Genomic DNA, 17256 nt, shown 5'->3' with positions numbered 1-17256 from the left:
GTTAATCGGCCAGCTCCGGCCTGTCCCTGAACTGCTCCAGCGCCTCGGGATTGGCCAGGGCGCCGATGTTTTTCACCGGCTCCCCATGCACCACGTTACGTACCGCCAGCTCGACGATTTTTCCTGACTTGGTTCTGGGAATGTCGTTCACCACCAGGATCCTGGCCGGCACATGGCGGGGCGTGCACTGGCGGCGGATCCGCTCGCGGATGGCGCTTTCCAGCTCCTCGGTCAGCATTTCACCCGGGGCCATCTTCACGAACAGCACTACCCGCACGTCGTTCTGCCAGTGCTGGCCGATCACCACCGAATCCTGGATTTGCTCGAACTGGTTGACCTGGCGGTAGATCTCGGCGGTACCGATGCGTACCCCGCCCGGGTTGAGCACGGTGTCGGAGCGGCCGTAGAACAGCATGCCGCCATGTTCTGTCTGCTCGACGAAATCCCCGTGGTGCCAGACCCCGGGCCAGGTGGCCCAGTAGGCGGCGTGGTAGCGGCTGCCGTCCTCGTCGCCCCAGAACCCCAATGGCCGGTTGGGGAAACTGTTGCAGCACACCAGTTCGCCCCGCCGGCCGACCAGGGGGCGGCCCTGGTCGTCGAATACCCGCACGTCCAACCCCAGGCCGGGGCCCTGGCACTCGCCCCGGTACACCGGGCTGATGGGGTTGCCGAGCACGAAGCAACCGCAGATATCGGTGCCGCCGGAGATGGAGGCCAGCTGCAGATCCCCCTTGATATGGCGATAGACGTAGTCGAATTGCTCCGGCGCCAAGGTGGAGCCGGTGGAGCAGAGGGTGCGCAGGGCGCCGAGATCGTGGCTGTCGGCCGGGTGGATATGCTGCTTCTCCAGCGCCTCCAGGTACTTGGCGGAGGTGCCGAACAGGGTGACCCCCTCCCGCTCGCTCCAGTCCCACAGCACCCGGCCGTCCGGGGCGAAGGGGGAGCCTTCGTACAGCAGCAGGGTGGCGCCGCTGGCCAGGGCGGACACCAGCCAGTTCCACATCATCCAGCCGCAGGTGGTGAAGTAGAGCACCCTATCGCCGGCGCGGACGTCCGAGTGCAGCTGGTGCTCCTTGAGGTGGTTGAGCAGCATGCCGCCGGCACTGTGGACGATGCACTTGGGCTTGCCGGTGGTGCCGGAAGAGTAGAGCACGTAGAGCGGCGCGTTGAAGGGCATGGGGGTATAGCGCGGTGGCTGGCCCCGGTGGCGTTCGAGCAGCTCGGGCCAGTGCAAGGCGCCGTCGTCCGGGCTCAACTGGTGCCGGCCGATATAGGGGATCTGCACCCAGTGACGCACGCTGTCCAGCGCCGCCACTATGTCCCTGGCCTTGGCGCTGGTGTCGTGCAGCTTGCCGTTGTAGCGGTAGCCGTCGGCGCTGAACAGCACCTTGGGCCGGGTCTGGCCGAAGCGGTCGATCACGCTGTCGACCCCGAAGTCCGGCGAGGTGGAAGTCCAGATAGCGCCCAGGGCGGCGGTGGCCAGCATGGCGATCACCGTCTCCGGCAGGTTGGGCAGGTAGCCGGCCACCACGTCGCCGGGGCCGATGCCTTCGGCCTCGAGCCAGGCGCGCAGGGCCGCGACCTGGGCTTCCAGCTCGACCCAGCTCAGCCGCAGGTGTCCCTGGCCCTCGGCCTGGAACAGCAGGGCGTCCTCCCGGGCGAAGGCGTGAGCCTGGGCCAGCAGGTTTTCGGCGAAATTGAGCCTGGCCTCGGGAAACCAGAGATCCTGCTCGGGGCTCTGGCCCCGTTGCAGCAATACTTCGCCCTTATGGCCGATCACGCCGGCGAAGTCCCACAGCCGGCTCCAGAAGTTATCGCTGTTGCGCACCGACCAGGCGTGCAGGGCGGCGAAGTCGTCGATGGCCAGATCCTGCTCCCGGTTCAGTTCGTCGATAAAGCGCCAGAGCCGGCTCTGCTCGATGCGGGCGCGGTCGGGGCGCCAGAGGGGCCCATGATCGGTATTCATCTAGACCTCCTGATGATGGTCGGGATGGGCGGCGGCGAAGGCCTCCAGCCGCTGGCAGGCTTCGTCGATGGCCATCAGCCGCGGGTAGGGCGCGAGATCCAGGCCGAAGCGGCGGGCGTTGTAGAGCTGGGGCACCAGGCAGATATCCGCCAGTCCCGGGGTGTCGCCGCAGCAGAAGATCGAGTCTGTCTCCGTCAACTGCCGCTCCAGGGCGGCCAGGCCCTGCTGCAGCCAGTGGTGGTACCAGGCCAGCTTCTGCCGCTCATCGATGCCGAATTCGCCCACCAGGTATTGCAGCACCCGCAGGTTGTTGAGCGGGTGGATGTCGCAGGCCACCTGCAGGGCCAGGGCGCGGGCCCGGGCGCGGGCGAAGGCTCCGGCGGGCAGCAGCGGCGGGGCGGGGAAGCGTTCGTCCAGGTATTCGATGATGGCCAGGGACTGGCCGAGCAGGCCCTCGCCGGTGTCCAGGCTGGGTACCAGGCCGGTGGGGTTGAGGGTGCGGTAGTCCTCGCCGCGCTGGGCTCCCTCCAGCAGGTTGACGGGGACGGCCTCGAAGGTTTGCCCCTTCAGGTTGAGCGCGATCCGCACCCGGTAGGCGGCGGAGGAGCGGGGATAGTCATAGAGCTTCATGTTTTACCACCCGCTGATCGATGGCGCCGAAGATGGAGTGGCCGGCCTCGTCCAGCATCTCGATGCGCACCCGGTCGCCGAACTTCATAAAGGGGGTTTTGGCCTGGCCCTGGTCGAGGATCTCCAGCATGCGCCGCTCCGCCAGGCAGCAGGAGCCGGTGCTGCGATCCAGGTTGGAGACGGTGCCCGAGCCGATGATGGAGCCGGCGCAGAGTGCCCGGTTGAAGCTGACGTGGGCCACCAGTTGGGCGAAGTCGAAGGTCATGTCGGTACCGGCGTCGGGCTCGCCGAACAGTTCGTCGTTGAGGTGCACCCGCAGCCGGCGGTGGACCTTGTGCTCCCGCCAGTGGTCGCCCAGCTCGTCCGGGGTCACCGCCACCGGCGAGAAGGAGGAGGCGGGCTTGGACTGGAAGAAGCCGAAGCCCTTGGCCAGCTCGTGGGGGATCAGGTTGCGCAGGGAGACGTCGTTGACCAGCATCAGCAGCTTGATATGCTCGCCGGCCCGCTCCGCCGGGGTGCCCATGGGCACGTCGCCGGTGATCACCGCCACCTCGCCCTCGAAGTCGATGCCCCAGGCCTCGTCCGCCAGGCGGATGTCCTCGCGCGGGCCGATAAAACCGTCGGACATGCCCTGGTACATCAGCGGATCCGTCCAGAAGCTGGCCGGCATCTCGGCGCCGCGGGCCTTGCGCACCAGCTCCACGTGGTTGACGTAGGCGCTGCCGTCGGCCCACTGGTAGGCCCGGGGCAGGGGCGAGGCGCAGGCGGCCTGGTCGAAGGGGAAGCTGTCGGCGCAGGCGCCCTCGTTCAACTGCCGGTACAGGGCCTGCAGTCTGGGTTCGGCCTCGGCCCAGTTGTCCAGCGCCGCCTGCAGGCTGGGGGCGATGGCCCCGGCCTTCACCGCCCGGCTCAGATCCCGGGACACCACGATCAGCTGGCCGTCGCGGCCCTGTTTGAGAGAGGCTAGTTTCACAATAATCTCCTTGATATTTTTTGTTCGGCCCTGGGCCTGTCGTGTTTTTACCGGCGTGACCGCTGCCTGGTCATTCCTGCGCAGGCGGGAATCCAGGTGGGCACGCCTTTATCCGATACGGGCTTCCGCCCGGGCGGGAGCGCGCTATTCTGTCTTCCAGCTTCCAGCTTCCAGCTTCCAGCTTCCAGCTTCCAGCTTCCAGCTTCCAGCTATCAGCCCTTCACCTGCCAGGAATTCACATAATCCGGGTTTTCCACCCCCTCGGGCAGCTCGGCCACCTCCAGCGGCAGCCGGGTGTCGATCATCACCGCCACCTCGTCGGTCTCGGTGCGAGCATGCCTGGCGCCGGCGGCAAAGGCCTTGGGATGGGGGCCATGGGTGAAGCCGCAGGGGTGCAGGGTGATCATGCCCGCCTCTATGTTGTCCCGGCTGAAGAAGTTGCCCTTGTGGTAGAAGATGACCTCGTCGTAGTCGTCGTTGTTATGGTAGAAGGGCACCTTGAGCGCGCCCGGATCCGACTCTATGGGCCGGGGCACGAAGGTGCAGATCACGAAGCCGTTGGCGACGAAGGTGGTGTGGGCCGAGGGCGGCAGGTGGTAGCGGTGGCTCATCAGCGGGCGGATGTCGCGCCAGTTGAGGCGGAACACGGTGAGATCGCCCTTCCAGCCCCGGGCGTCCAGCGGGTTGAAGGGAAAGGTGATGCGGTTCATCTGCTCCCGGGCCTTGAGCCGCACCTGCCATTCGCCGGCCTGGGCGCTTTGGGCCCTGAAGGCGTCGTCGATGCGCGGGTATTCCAGCACCGCCGGGTCGAAGATGGCGTGGGCGCCCACCAGGCCGCGCTCGGCGTTCAGGTAGGAGCCGTTGCTGGCCTCTATCATCAGCAGGGTCACCGGCTCCTCGATCTCCAGCCGCCAGGTGGTGGAGCGGGGCAGGATCAGGTAGTCGCCATCGTGAAAGGCCAGCCGGCCGTAGTCGCAGTAGAGCCAGCCCCTGCCCTGGTGCACGAACAGGCATTCATCGCCGTCGCCGTTGCGCACCAGGTGATCCATGGAGCGCTCGCTCTTCCAGAGCCGCACCTTGACGTTGGCGTTGTGCAGCAGGGGGGCGGCGTCCCAGGGGCTCTGGCCCGGCGGCGCCAGCCGGTTGGTGTCGAAGGCGCGGGGGCGCAGGGGGCCTTCCCAGGCGGTCCAGCCGGTGGGGGCGTGCTCATGGTACATATGGGTGGCCGGGCCGAAGAAGCCCTCCTTGCCGATTTCCCGCTCGAAGGTGCCCGCCGGCATGTCGCAGTGGGCCTGGCGCGAGCTGTCGCCCTCGCGGATGGGGAATTGGAACCAGTGACGCATCTGCCTGCTCTCCCTGAGGATATTTGGTTGCATTTGTTACTAATATCCATGGCTGTGATGGATATTTCAAGTATCATTGTTAAAATATAGTAAATTAACCGGGGTTTTTTCGGAGCGGTTCGCTTTTCGCTACGTGTTTCCGGCAGAAAATAGTTACACTGTTGTCCATTTCCGGCCCTAGACCGAAGGATGTGGCGTGGTACAGAAGAAAACCCATTTCGTACTGGACGATTTTGTCCCCTACAAGCTGGTGCTGACCGCCGAACGGGTCGGCAGCCAGCTGGCCGAGCTGTATTCCAGGGAGTTCGGCGTCAGCCGGCCCGAGTGGCGGTTGCTGGCCGCCATCGGCTACCGGGAGCAGGTGATCGCCCGGGATCTGTCGGCCATCAGCAGTATGGACAAGGTCAAGGTATCCCGTGGCCTGCAGGGGCTGGAGGACAAGGGGCTGATACAGCGCACCCCCATGCCGGAGGATCAGCGTGCCGCCCTGGTCAGGCTGACGCCGGAAGGGCAGGAGCTGTACCAGCGCATGGTGCCCCGGGTGCTGGAATGGGAAGCGAACCTGATCGACTGCCTGTCGGCGTCCGAATACCGGGATCTGGTCAACGGCCTGGATCGGCTGCTCAGGCGGCTGGACGAGTTGTAACCCCGCCTGCCTTATACTTGGGGGAGTGCCGTCACCGGAGATTCCCCATGCCCGTCACCGATCGTCCCGTCCTCGACCAGCGGCTGCTCGACGCCCTGGTGCATGGCCTGGCCGGCAGCTCGGGCCAGGCTTTCTTCGAGCAGCTGGTGCGGCAACTGGCGCTGATGCTCGGGGTCAAGGGCGCCTGGGTCACCGAGTGGCGGCCGGCCCGCCGCCGGCTGCGGGCGCTGGCGTTCTGGTTCGACGACCACTATATCGAGGATTACGAATACGATATCGGCGGCACCCCCTGCGAGCCGGTGATCAACCGCTGCGAGCCGACCCTGGTGGCGGAGCGGGTGATCGAGCTCTATCCCCGGGATCCGGATCTGCCGGCCCTGGGCGCGGTCAGTTACCTGGGCCAGCCCCTGCAGGACGCCAACGGGGTGGTGCTCGGCCACCTGGCGGTGCTGGACGACAAGCCCCTGGCGGCCAGTGCGGCCCTGCTCTCGGTGTTCCGGCTGTTCACCGCCCGGGCCTCGGCCGAGCTGGCACGGCTGTGGCGGGATCAGGCCCTGGCCGAGCGGGAAACCCGGCTGCGCGCTCTAGCCGAAGAGGCCCGCCAGCTGCGGGAGGACATAGCTCGGCTGCAGGGCGAGGCGGAGATCCTGGGCGAAAGCCCGCCCATGCGCCGGATGCGGGAGGAGCTGCGGCGGGTGGCGGGGCTCGATACCACTGTGCTTATCTGCGGCGAAACCGGCACCGGCAAGGAACTGGTGGCCAGTGCCCTCCATCGCCAGAGCGGGCGGGCCGCCATGCCCTTTGTCCGGGTCAACTGTGCCGCCATCGCCCCCGGATTGCAGGAGAGTGAATTCTTCGGCCACGAGAAGGGGGCCTTCACCGGCGCCCTGCAGCGCCGGGACGGCCGTTTCAAACAGGCCGACGGCGGCACCCTGTTCCTCGACGAGGTGGGGGAGATGCCGCCGGATCTGCAAGCCAAGCTGCTGCGGGTGCTGCAGGAGGGGGAGTTCGAGCGGGTGGGCGGTGGCCGCACCGAAAAGGTGGACGTGCGCCTGATCGCCGCCACCCACCGGGATCTGGCGGCCATGGTGGCGGAAGGCAGCTTTCGCGAGGATCTCTGGTACCGGCTCAATGTCTTCCCGCTGCGGGTGCCGCCCCTGCGGCAGCGGGGCGACGACATCCTGCTGCTGGCCCGGGCCCTGCTCGCGCGTTTCGCCCGCCGCCATGGCCTGCCCCTGCCGACCCTGACCGAACAGGACGAGCGTCGCCTGCGCGGCTACCCCTGGCCGGGCAATGTGCGCGAGCTGGAAAACGTGCTGGAGCGGGCGCTGATCATCAGCCCGGACGGTCGCCGGCTGGCCCTGGAGCGGGCCCTGCCCGAGGCGTCGCCACCACCTTTGCCCATGGAACCGGACGAAGCCGTCATCCTCACCGCGGCGGAGCTGGCGGCGCTGGAAAAGGCCAACCTGGAGCGGGCCCTGGCCCACTGCCAGGGCAGGATTGCCGGCCCCGACGGCGCCGCCGCCCTGCTCGGCCTGCACCCGAACACCCTGAGTTCCCGCCTCAAGGCCCTTGGCCTGCGCTGATGTCTCCCCCGATCTCGTGCCGGCAGACCCGAATTATCGTGAAACACGAGGTCTCGGGAGTTCCGCTGTGCCAGGATTAAATATCAACCAGTTGATTATAAAGTGAATTCTTCTCCATCAACGGCTGGCACGGGGATTGCGACAGTGAAAGCGAGGCGAGCGCCATCGCCCAACCTGTGCAACCGAGGAGAAATGCCATGAACACCCACAGCCAGATGATCAACGGTCTCGACAAGGACCAGATGATGACCACCATCGCCGCCATCCAGCAGCAGCCGGGCCTGGCCCGCTTCCAGTTCCGGGCCCGCAACCGCTGGGTCAGCGGCGGTGAGAACCGCTCCACCATCCAGGACTTTTACGGTGCCGGCCAGGAGGACGACTCCCGCACCCAGCCCTTCCACTTCACCAACGGCGAGCCGCCGGTGTTGCTGGGGGACAACGAGGGCGCCAACCCGGTGGAATACCTGCTGCATGCCCTGGCCGGCTGTGTGACCACCACCCTGGTGCTGCATGCGGCCGCCCGCGGCATCCGTATTCGCGCCCTGTCCACCGAACTGGAAGGGGATATCGATCTGCATGGCCTGCTCGGCCTGGACGACGGTGTCCCCGCCGGCTACGAGCAGATCACCATCCGCATGAAGGTGGACGCCGACTGCAGCGATCAGGAGCTGGAGGATCTGATGGGCTATGCCCGTCAGCATTCGCCGGTGTGCAACACCGTCTGCCGGCCGGTGCCGGTCAGGCTGGAACGGGTCGCCTGACCCCGAGCTGCCGGGCCCTGTCCGGCCCGGCAGCTACCCCCTTGTGATATATCAAGGGCTTGTCATTACTATACTGCTAGCCTGGCGACAAGGAATTGTGCGCTGCAGCAGGAGGTAGGCGATGAGCCGAAGGATCACGGAAAGCATTCCCCCTTCTTCTCCCCACTGGCATGGCCAGCCGGGCGAGGCGGTGGCGGCCGGGCTGGACAGCCCCGAAGCGGGTCTGAGCCGGGACGAGGCCCGTGCCCGGCTGCATCGTTTCGGGCCCAACCAGTTGCCGGGGGTGGCCCCCACTCCCTGGTGGCGCCGGCTGCTGCGCCAGTTCCACAACCTGCTGATCTACATCCTGCTGGGTGCCGCCGTGCTGGCGGCCCTGATGCAGCACTGGGTCGACACCGGCGTGATCCTGGCGGTGGTGTTGGTCAACGCCATCATCGGCTATATCCAGGAAGGGCGGGCCGAGCAGGCGCTGCAGGCCATCCGCGCCATGTTGTCGGCCAAGGCCACGGTGAGCCGCGACGGCGAGCGGCTGCGGATCGACGCGGTAGAGCTGGTGCCGGGCGACCGGGTCTGGCTGACCGCCGGCGACAAGGTGCCGGCGGATATCCGCCTGTTGAAGGCCAGCCGGTTGCAGGCCCAGGAGGCGGCCCTGACCGGCGAGTCGGTGCCGGTCGCCAAGGACGGGGAGCCGGTGGCGGAGGATGCCGACCTGGGGGACAGGCGCAGCATGCTCTATTCCGGCACCCTGATCACCCAGGGCCAGGGCATGGGGGTGGTGGTGGCCACCGGTGTGTGCACCGAACTCGGCAAGATCAACCGGCTGCTGGCGACGGTGGAGGAGCTGACCACGCCCTTGATCCGGCAGATGAGCGGCTTCGCCAAGACCCTGACCCTGGTCATCCTGAGCCTGGCGATGCTGGTGTTCGTGCTCGGCCTGCTGCGGGGACAGGAGCCCCAGATGCTGTTTATGGCGGTGGTCAGCCTGGCGGTGGCCGCCATCCCCGAAGGCCTGCCCGCCATCCTCACCGTGGCCCTGGCCATCGGCGTCACCCGCATGGCCCGTTGCCGGGCCATCATCCGCCGGCTGCCGGCGGTGGAAACCCTGGGGGCGGTGTCGGTGATCTGCTCAGACAAGACCGGCACCCTGACCCGCAACGAGATGATGGTGGCCAGCCTGGTGCTGGCCGATGCCCGCTACCGGGTGGAGGGCAGCGGCTATGCCCCTGAGGGGGCCCTGTGCCGGTTGGACGGCGTCGGTCATCCCTCCGGCGCCCTGGCGCCCCTGCTGCAGGCCTGCGTGCTGTGCAACGACAGCCGGTTGGTACGGGCCGAGCAGGGCTGGCGGGTGGAGGGGGATCCCATGGAGGGCGCCCTGCTGACCCTGGCGCTCAAGGGCGGGCTGGATCCGGCCGAGCTGCAGCAGCGCTATCCCCGCAGCGGAGAGATCCCCTTCGACTCCCGCTACAAATACATGGCCAGCCGCCATCGGGGGCCCGACGGCAGCCACTTCCTGGTGGTCAAGGGGGCGCCGGACGTGCTGCTGACGCTATGCCGGGAAGAGCACGGCGGCCAGCCCCTGGAGCAGGGCCGCTGGCTGCGGGTCATGGAGGAGATCGCCGCCGGCGGCCAGCGGGTGCTGGGGGTGGCCATCAAGTCGCTGGCGCCCGACGACGCCGAGGGCGAGCTGCAACACCGGCAACTGGAGCTGGGGCTGCGGCTGCTCGGCCTGGTGGGGCTGATGGATCCGCCCCGGGAAGAGGCGATAGCGGCGGTGGCCGAATGCCACCGTGCGGGTATCCAGGTCAAGATGATCACCGGCGATCACGGCATCACCGCCGCGGCCATCGCCGCCCGGCTGGGGCTGCACAACCACGACGAGGTGCTGACCGGACGGGAGCTGGAGCAACTGACCGATGCCGAACTGTGCGAACGGGTGCAGTCGGTGAACGTGTTCGCCCGCACCACGCCGGAGCACAAGCTGCGCCTGGTGCAGGCGCTGCAGGAGCGGGGTGCCGTGGTGGCCATGACCGGCGACGGCGTCAACGACGCCCCGGCGCTCAAGCGGGCCGACGTGGGGGTAGCCATGGGCCAGGGCGGCACCGAGGCGGCCAAGGAAGCCAGCGAGATGGTACTGACCGACGACAATTTCGCCACCATCACCCGGGCGGTGCACGAGGGCCGCACCGTGTACGACAACCTGAAGAAGGCCATCATCTTCCTGCTGCCGGTCAACGGCGGCGAGTCCTTGTCGATCATACTGGCCCTGTTGCTGGCGCTGACCCTGCCCATAGAGCCGCTGCAGATCCTCTGGGTGAACATGGTCAGCTCCATCGGCCTGGCGATGGCCCTGGCCTTCGAGTCCAGCGAGCCCGGGGTCATGCGCCGTCCGCCCCGGGATCCTTGCGCCCCCATCCTGTCCCGCTTCCTGATATGGCGCATACTGCTGGTGTCCTCCCTGTTCACCATCGGTATCTTCGGGGTTTTCCAGTGGTCCCTGGCCGCCGGCCACGAGGTTGGCTACGCCCGTACCCTGGCGGTGAACACCCTGGTGGCCATGGAGGTCTGGTACCTGTTCAGCGTGCGTCGCTTGTACAGCAAGGGTCCGGCCTGGAACGGATGGCGCAGCCTGAGGCCGGCCCTGCTGGCGGTGAGCGTGGTGCTGTTTTTGCAACTGTTCTTTACCTATACCCCCATCATGCAGCTCTGGTTCGGCACTCGCCCCCTGACGGCGGGTCATGTACTGTTGACCATAGGGATCGGCCTGGCGGCCTTCCTGATGCTGGCGCTGGAAAAACGGTTGATCAAGACGGAGGGAAGATGAAGCTGCTGACCCTGGTGCGTCATGCCAAGTCGAGCTGGGACGATCCGTCCCTGGCCGACCTCGACCGGCCCCTGGGCGAACGGGGGCGCAAGGATCTGCCGGTGATGGCGCCTTACGCCGCGGCCCGGTTGCCGCCGGTGGAGCTGCTGCTGTGCAGCCCGGCCCGCCGGACCCGGGACACCGCCCTGGCGTTCGCCGCCGCCCTCGACTACCCCGCCGAACGAATAGCCTTCGAGCCCGGCCTCTACGAAGCGCCTGGTGCCGCCCTGCTGAGGCTGCTGCAACGCCAGTCGGGGGCGGTCGGTCATCTGCTGCTGGTGGGCCATATGCCCGGCCTGGGCGAACTGAGCCGGATGCTGTGCGGCGGGCCGGACGACAAGTTTCCCACCTGCGCCGTGCTGCATATGTGCCTGATGATTGACGGATGGAGCGAACTGCAGGCGGACTGCGGCGAGCTGCTGTGGTACCAGACCCCGAAACGGCTGGGCTGAGCTACACTTGCCTGCGAACGGGCCAAGCCCGCACTCGGAGCCATTGCCATGGGGTTTGAACTGGATCTGCGGCAGTCCCTGGACCAGAGCCTGCGCGCCAATGCCTGCGACCTGCTGGAGCAGGCCGCCGCCGGCTTGCAGGGAGAGTGCGCACAGGACGAGGCGGTGCACGAGGCGCGCAAGAGCATCAAGAAACTGCGCGCCCTGCTGCGCCTGATCGAGTTGCCCCTGGGACGCAGGTTCCGCCCCTGCGACCGCTATTTCCGGGACATCGCCCGTAGCCTCTCGCCCCTGCGCGATGCGGTGGTGCAACGCCAGCTGCTGGAGCAACTGGGACGGCAACAGCCGGAGCTGGCCGAGCTGACCGGCCGGCTGTTGCCGCTGCTGCCGGCGGGAGCCGGGGTAAAAAAGCCGGGCAGGTTGCTCCGCCAGGCGGCGACGGCCCTGCTGGATGGCCGGCAACGGGTAGCCCGGTGGCCGCCGTTCGAGTCGCGTTTCCGTACCCTGGGAGCCGGCTTCCGCACCGTCTACCAGCAGGCCCGGGAGCCGGCCTGGCAACTGCTCGGAAAGGAGCCGGCCGAGCCCTGGCACCAGTGGCGCAAGTGGGTGAAATACCACGGCTACCAGCTGCGGTTGCTGCAACCCCTGGCCCCGGACTGGCTGCAGCCCAGGGCGCAACGGCTCAAGGAGCTGGGGGAATGGCTGGGCGATGAACACGACTTGGGGGTACTGGCCGCCCTGCAATTGCGCCATGTCCCAGAGCTGACGGGAGGACGGGTGATGGCCGTCATCGGCGAGCGGCGCGACCAGCTGCGTCGGCAGGCCCTGCAAGGGGGGCAGGCGCTGTTCGCCGACGAGCCCCGGGAGATGAGCCAGCGCCTCAAGCAGCACTGGCGGCGGGACTAAGGCTCAGTCCAGGGGCAGCACTATGGCGGTCAACTTCCAGCCCAGGCCCCGGCGGCTCAGGATGAACTCGGCCTGCTTGCCGCTGTCGTCGGTCATGGTGACCACGAAATGATTGAGTGAACGATAGCCCATGCGGGCGTCGGAAAAGGGCTTGCGGCGTTCGGTTTTGGGCCCGCCGGCGTCGCCCCCGTTGCCGTTGCCGTTGCCGGCGGGCGGCGGCTCGCGGCGGGGAATACCGGGGGCCGGGGTCTCGCCCCGCATCAACTGCTCTATGCCGGCCGGGGTCACATAGGTATCCACCAGGCCGTCCACCACGGTATTGGCGAGGGCGGCACCCAGGGCGGCCAGGGGATTCTGCCGGATGTCGTCGCCCAGCTCGCGCAGCATGCGCGCGTTCAGCTGATCCTTCAGGCTCTGGCGCACGCTGTCGAACTCCACGTGTTCGGCCAGGGCCCGGCTGTCGCGGTGGTCGGCGGCCTCGCGGATCTGGTAGACGGTGAGCCAGGGGGCGGCCACGCCGTAGCCGAGGGCCAGCACGGCGGCCATGACGAGAACAAGCTTCAGGATACGCATGGGAAGACTCCGATAAAAGCGAGGTGCCAAGGCTGCCTGCAATCGTCGCCGCTGGCAAGACGAAAGCTGAGGAGATGCCAGGCCGGCTCCGCTTCCCGGTGCAGCATAACCGGAGACCGGGTCCATACTTAGAGCTGATCGCAATCACCAAGGAGGCAGCATCATGTTGGAAGCACACGGCATGGCCGTCGAGATGCGCAAGCAGGACGAGCACACCCTGTATCTCACCATCAAGATCTACGGCGACATCGCCTACGACGACTTCAGGGAAATGGAGCAGCAACTCGAGCAGACCCTGGCCACCATGGACAGCCCGAGGATCAGGGCGCTGGTGGATATGATCGACTTCAACCATTGGGAAGCCAAGGCGTTCTGGGAGGATATCCAGTTCACCCGCAAGCACGGCGACGAGTTCGGCAAGCTGGCGATAGTGGGGGTGGATCTGCGGGAGAAGCTGCTGGCGACCCTGGCGGACTGGTTCATGCTGAGCAGCCAGGTACAGTACTTCGAGAGCCTGGAAGAGGCGAGGACCTGGCTGGATCAGGACGAGCCCTGAACGACTTATTTCGTCGCGGTCGGGATCAGCCCGGCTCCGGCCGACGCCGCTGGAGTGTGTCGCCTGGGAGCCGGGCTCCGTGGCCACCACCGGAAGCACTTGAGTTCTGATAAAGAGCTGTCAGAATTCCTGTCCGTCGTCGTTCCTCAATTCAGGGTTCCTCAAAGATGCGCTTTTACAAATCCGGTCTGTCGCTGCTGGCGGCCATGGTGCTTACCGCCTGCTCTTCCAACACCGCCCAGCAGGGAACTCCGCCCGCCGGTATCGAACTGGTTCGCGGCCCCACCCAGATCGCCGGCGGCAACGCCCGTGGATCCGAGGACATCACGGTGCGCACGCCCCACTTTACCTTCGCCATCTCTCCGGCCAGCCAGGGCGCCCTGGTGGACCTGGCGCTGGTGGAAAACGGCGTCTTCGGCAAGGATCGTATCGAATCCCTCGACTTCGTACCGGGGGAAGGGGAGCTCAGCCTGGGCGAGGTCACCATCACCGAACATACCGCCGAGCGGCTGGTGATCGAGCTGAAGCGTCAATGGAACGGCCATACCCTGCTGAGCCGCTACGAGGTCAGCCGCGACCATCCGGGTATCAAGCTCAGCACCCAACTGCAGGCCCCGCCCAAGGAGGCCCTGTTCGCCGGCTACCGACTGCAGCGCAACGAGCCGGCCCAGCCGGGGCCCAGTTATAACGAGATGTCGCGCATGGTGCAGAATCACTGGACCGCGGCCCAGCCCCAGAACCCGCTGGGCGAGTTGTACGAAACCGACGATCTGCGCCGGTCGGGCAAGGCCGGCGAGTTCAGCGCCTGGCTGAGCGCCGGCTCCCTCGGCGGCCTGCTGTCCGACAAGGAGATGTACACCGTCGCCAGCGACCAGGCCAGCCTGGGGCTGTTCGAGCTGAACCCCGCGGCCGGCAGCCTGGACGCCTACCTGTCGGCGATGCGCCAGCGCTGGGACAGGGGAGAACGGGTCTACCTGAGCGCCAGTCCGTTGCTGAAAGACGGACGCCAACAGAGCGCCAAGCTCTATGCCTATACTCCCAAGGGACGGCTCAGCGCCGACTTCGCCGCCGCCGCGGCCAAGGGCCACAGCTTTATCAGCTTCGGCCCCGAGATCTACCCGGTGACCACCAACTTCGGCGGTGTGGCCGCCCCCTACAGCGAAACCCAGGTGGAGTTCCGCTCCGAGGTGGGCCTGGCCAAGGCCGAAGTCTGGCTGGATGGCAAGCAGGTGGCCGGCTGGAATATTAACGGCGCCAAGTGGTTCCGCACCGGCGTGCCGGTGCCCCCCAACCGTACCTGGATGCAGTGGGTGGCGGAAGACAAGCAGGGCAACCGCGCCTATTCCAATCCCATCTGGATCGAGTAAGCGGCTATTGCCGTTGTGAAGGGGCCCGCGGGCCCCTTTTCTATTCGGCCGGCAACGGCAGGGGCGTTTTCGGACTATGTTGAAAGGACGGAGAGCAATCAGGGGCCACCGGGCCGGGAGCCGTCAAGATGGAAAGCTTTTATGTCAGCCATACCCTGGGCTGCACCGATGTCGAGGCGGTGGTGGCCGCCCTGCGGGGGCGCAATGCCTTTGTGACGCCGGCCCACAGGGGATGCGTGGTGGTGCTGGACGAAGAGGCCGAGGGCCAGGAGCCGGAGGTGGTGCTGACGCTCGGCTGCCAACTGTCGGCGGAGCTGGATGTTCCCGTGCTGGCGGCGCTCAATCATGACGACGATATCCTGCTGCTGGCCCTGTGTGAGCGGGGCTGGGTGGTGGACCAGTACAACTCGGCGCCCGAGCTGTTCGAGCCGGATCCGGATGCGGAGCCTGTCGGTCCCCAGGGCGGCAACGCCGGGCGGCTGGCCGAGGCCTTCGCCAGCCCCCAGGTGGACGAGGTGGAACGCATACTGCGTCGTCCCTCGGGAGACGCCGGTTATCTGTTCGCCTACGAGCGGCACTTCGAATTGGTAAAGGCCCTGGGGATTTCCGAATATGGGGTCAACACCGGCTACAAGTACCTGGCCGCCGGGGAGTTCCCCGCCGGGCTGGAGGCGGACCGCTTGATCCGGGTGCGGGCCGGCGAGAGTCAATACAATGATAATGATTCGCTTTAATGGCGTGTCCTGATCCGGTAGGCTAGCGACTTTCCTTTCCTGCGCGGAGTCTGTTTCATGTCTAGCTCGTCCAGCTTTCAGGCGCTGGGGCGCCTGTTGCGCTATGCCCGGGGCTATCGCAGCCGCATCATCGCCGCCACCTGCTGCTCCATCCTCAACAAACTGTTCGATATCGCCCCCGAGATCCTGATCGGTATCGCCATCGACGTGGTGGTCAACCAGGAGCAGAGCTTCGTGGCCCGGCTTGGCTTCGTCACCCCCAAGGAGCAGATCCTGGTGCTGGGCGTACTCACCTTCTTTATCTGGGCCGGCGAGTCGCTGTTCGAATACCTCTACCAGATCCTGTGGCGCAACCTGGCCCAGCGGTTGCAATCGGATCTGCGCCAGGACGCCTACGAGCACGTGCAGCGGCTGGATATGGGCTTTTTCGAGTCCAAAAGCTCGGGCCAGCTGGTGTCCATCATGAACGATGACGTCAACCAGCTGGAGCGCTTCCTCGACGGCGGCGCCAACAGCCTGATCCAGGTGTTCGTCACCGTGGTGGCGGTGGGCGCCGTGTTCATGGTGCTGTCGCCGCAGATCGCCCTGCTGGCCTTCACCCCCATCCCGCTCATCATCTGGGGCGCCTTCTACTTCCAGCGCAAGGCCGGTCCGGTGTACGCCGAGGTGCGCGAGAAGGTGGGCGATCTGGCCGGGCGGCTGTCCAACAACCTGGGCGGCATCGCCACCATCAAGAGCTTCACCGCCGAGGCCCGCGAAGCCGAGCGGCTGCGTCAGAGCAGCGAGGCCTATGTGGAGGCCAACCGCGCGGCCATCCGCATCAGCTCGGCCTTTATCCCCATCATCCGTATGGCGATACTGGTGGGCTTTCTGGCCACTTTTATCCTCGGCGGCCTCAAGACCCTGGACGGCTCGCTCAACGTGGGCGCCTACGGGGTGCTGGTGTTCCTCACCCAGCGGCTGCTGTGGCCGCTCACCGGCCTGGCCCAGGTGATCGATCTGTTCGAGCGGGCCATGGCCAGCACCCGGCGTATCCTGGATCTGCTGACCACCCCGGTGCAGGTGCAGGACGGCGGCGAAGGGCTGACGACACCGGTGAAAGGCGAGGTACGCTTCAAGGGCCTGAGCTTCCATTATCCCTCCAGCCGGGTGGGGGTGAACGACATCGACCTGACCGTGGCGGCGGGCTCCACCCTCGCCCTGGTGGGGGCCACCGGCTCCGGCAAGTCCACCCTGATCAAGCTGCTGCTGCGCTTCTACCAGCCGGATCAAGGTGATATCTATCTGGATGGCAAGCCGCTGGCGCGGCTGGACATGCAGGCTCTGCGCCGTAATATCGGCCTGGTCAGCCAGGAGGTGTTCCTGTTCGAGGGCAGCATCCGCGACAACATCGCCTACGGTCGCCCCGAGGCGAGCGAAGAAGAGGTGATCGCCGCCGCCCGGGTGGCGGAGGCCTGGGAATTTATCGAGCGGCTGCCCCAGGGACTGGATACCCCGGTGGGCGAGCGGGGTGTGCGGCTGTCCGGCGGCCAGCGCCAACGGCTGTCCCTGGCCCGGGCCCTGCTCAAGGATCCGCCGGTGCTGATCCTGGACGAGGCCACCAGCGCGGTGGACAACGAGACCGAGGCCGCCATCCAGCGCTCGTTGCGCAAGATTGCCCACGGCCGCACCGTGATCATGATCGCCCACCGGCTGTCCACCATAGTCCACGCCGACAACATAGTGGTGGTCGACCAGGGCCGCATCGCCGAGCAGGGCCGCCATGCCGAGCTGCTGGCCAGGGACGGCCTCTACGCCGCCCAGTGGCGGGTGCAGACCGGCGAGGTGACGGAAGAGCAGGAAACGGTGTTTGCCTGAGCCGAGCCAGCCCGCCGGTGGCTGGAGCGCGGGCGGCCTGCCCGCG

The 17256-nt window shown here is 66.9% G+C and carries 15 protein-coding genes; 10 read left to right on the top strand and 5 right to left on the bottom strand.

Annotation, left to right across the window (positions count from 1 at the left end):
• Position 1 precedes the first annotated feature (1 nt).
• From ACT7DK_RS16430 to ACT7DK_RS16415, 4 genes are all read right to left on the bottom strand, one after another.
• Positions 2-1966: an acetoacetate--CoA ligase gene (locus ACT7DK_RS16430; protein WP_445401041.1), complete on the bottom strand. Its 1965-nt coding sequence runs from the start codon at positions 1964-1966 to the stop codon at positions 2-4.
• Positions 1967-2596 (bottom strand): maleylacetoacetate isomerase, encoded by a 630-nt coding sequence (maiA, locus tag ACT7DK_RS16425; protein ID WP_445401039.1) that lies wholly within the window; start codon positions 2594-2596, stop codon positions 1967-1969.
• A complete protein-coding gene (locus ACT7DK_RS16420) occupies positions 2583-3569 on the bottom strand; it encodes a fumarylacetoacetate hydrolase family protein (protein ID WP_445401037.1) in 987 nt (328 codons plus the stop codon). Before ACT7DK_RS16420 ends, maiA begins: the two co-directional genes overlap by 14 nt.
• A 212-nt stretch (positions 3570-3781) precedes the next feature.
• Positions 3782-4912, bottom strand: coding sequence for a homogentisate 1,2-dioxygenase (locus ACT7DK_RS16415; RefSeq protein WP_445401035.1), 1131 nt, complete (start codon positions 4910-4912; stop codon positions 3782-3784).
• Positions 4913-5108: 196 nt separating this feature from the next.
• On the opposite strand from ACT7DK_RS16415, the gene ACT7DK_RS16410 reads away from it, so the two are divergent.
• The 6 genes from ACT7DK_RS16410 (at position 5109) to ACT7DK_RS16385 (ending at position 12123) form a co-directional block, all read left to right on the top strand.
• A complete protein-coding gene (locus ACT7DK_RS16410) occupies positions 5109-5558 on the top strand; it encodes a MarR family winged helix-turn-helix transcriptional regulator (protein ID WP_445401033.1) in 450 nt (149 codons plus the stop codon).
• A gap of 47 nt (positions 5559-5605) precedes the next feature.
• Complete coding sequence (locus ACT7DK_RS16405) at positions 5606-7144, top strand: sigma-54 interaction domain-containing protein (RefSeq protein WP_445401031.1); 1539 nt, start codon at positions 5606-5608, stop codon at positions 7142-7144.
• A gap of 197 nt (positions 7145-7341) precedes the next feature.
• A complete protein-coding gene (locus tag ACT7DK_RS16400) occupies positions 7342-7905 on the top strand; it encodes an OsmC family protein (protein WP_445401029.1) in 564 nt (187 codons plus the stop codon).
• A 121-nt stretch (positions 7906-8026) separates the two neighbouring features.
• Positions 8027-10726, top strand: a complete 2700-nt coding sequence (locus tag ACT7DK_RS16395) for a cation-translocating P-type ATPase (RefSeq protein WP_445401027.1) — start codon at positions 8027-8029, stop codon at positions 10724-10726.
• On the top strand, positions 10723-11217 hold the full coding sequence (locus tag ACT7DK_RS16390; RefSeq protein WP_445401025.1) for a SixA phosphatase family protein: 495 nt from the start codon (positions 10723-10725) through the stop codon (positions 11215-11217). The genes ACT7DK_RS16395 and ACT7DK_RS16390 overlap by 4 nt, the downstream gene beginning before the upstream one ends.
• Positions 11218-11265: 48 nt before the next feature.
• The gene (locus ACT7DK_RS16385; protein ID WP_445401023.1) at positions 11266-12123 is read left to right on the top strand and encodes a CHAD domain-containing protein; all 858 of its coding nucleotides are present in this window, start codon (positions 11266-11268) and stop codon (positions 12121-12123) included.
• 3 nt (positions 12124-12126) lie between these two features.
• Here the strand turns inward: ACT7DK_RS16385 and ACT7DK_RS16380 are convergent, their stop codons facing one another.
• Positions 12127-12696, bottom strand: a complete 570-nt coding sequence (locus tag ACT7DK_RS16380; RefSeq protein ID WP_445401021.1) for a DUF2939 domain-containing protein — start codon at positions 12694-12696, stop codon at positions 12127-12129.
• Between the two features lie 163 nt (positions 12697-12859).
• On the opposite strand from ACT7DK_RS16380, the gene ACT7DK_RS16375 reads away from it, so the two are divergent.
• The 4 genes from ACT7DK_RS16375 (at position 12860) to ACT7DK_RS16360 (ending at position 17210) form a co-directional block, all read left to right on the top strand.
• Complete coding sequence (locus ACT7DK_RS16375; protein WP_445401019.1) at positions 12860-13252, top strand: SpoIIAA family protein; 393 nt, start codon at positions 12860-12862, stop codon at positions 13250-13252.
• Positions 13253-13419: 167 nt separating this feature from the next.
• On the top strand, positions 13420-14619 hold the full coding sequence (locus ACT7DK_RS16370; RefSeq protein ID WP_445401017.1) for a hypothetical protein: 1200 nt from the start codon (positions 13420-13422) through the stop codon (positions 14617-14619).
• A 128-nt stretch (positions 14620-14747) separates the two neighbouring features.
• Positions 14748-15353 (top strand): hypothetical protein, encoded by a 606-nt coding sequence (locus ACT7DK_RS16365; RefSeq protein WP_445401015.1) that lies wholly within the window; start codon positions 14748-14750, stop codon positions 15351-15353.
• A 57-nt stretch (positions 15354-15410) separates the two neighbouring features.
• Positions 15411-17210 carry an ABC transporter ATP-binding protein gene (locus ACT7DK_RS16360; RefSeq protein ID WP_445401013.1) on the top strand — a complete coding sequence of 600 codons (1800 nt, stop codon included), beginning with the start codon at positions 15411-15413 and terminating at the stop codon, positions 17208-17210.
• The last annotated feature ends 46 nt before the right edge of the window (positions 17211-17256 follow it).

This window comes from Zobellella sp. An-6 (genome assembly GCF_052487945.1).
The sequence above is the reverse complement of the archived record's forward strand: the minus strand, read 5'-3'. Positions and strand labels throughout refer to the sequence as shown.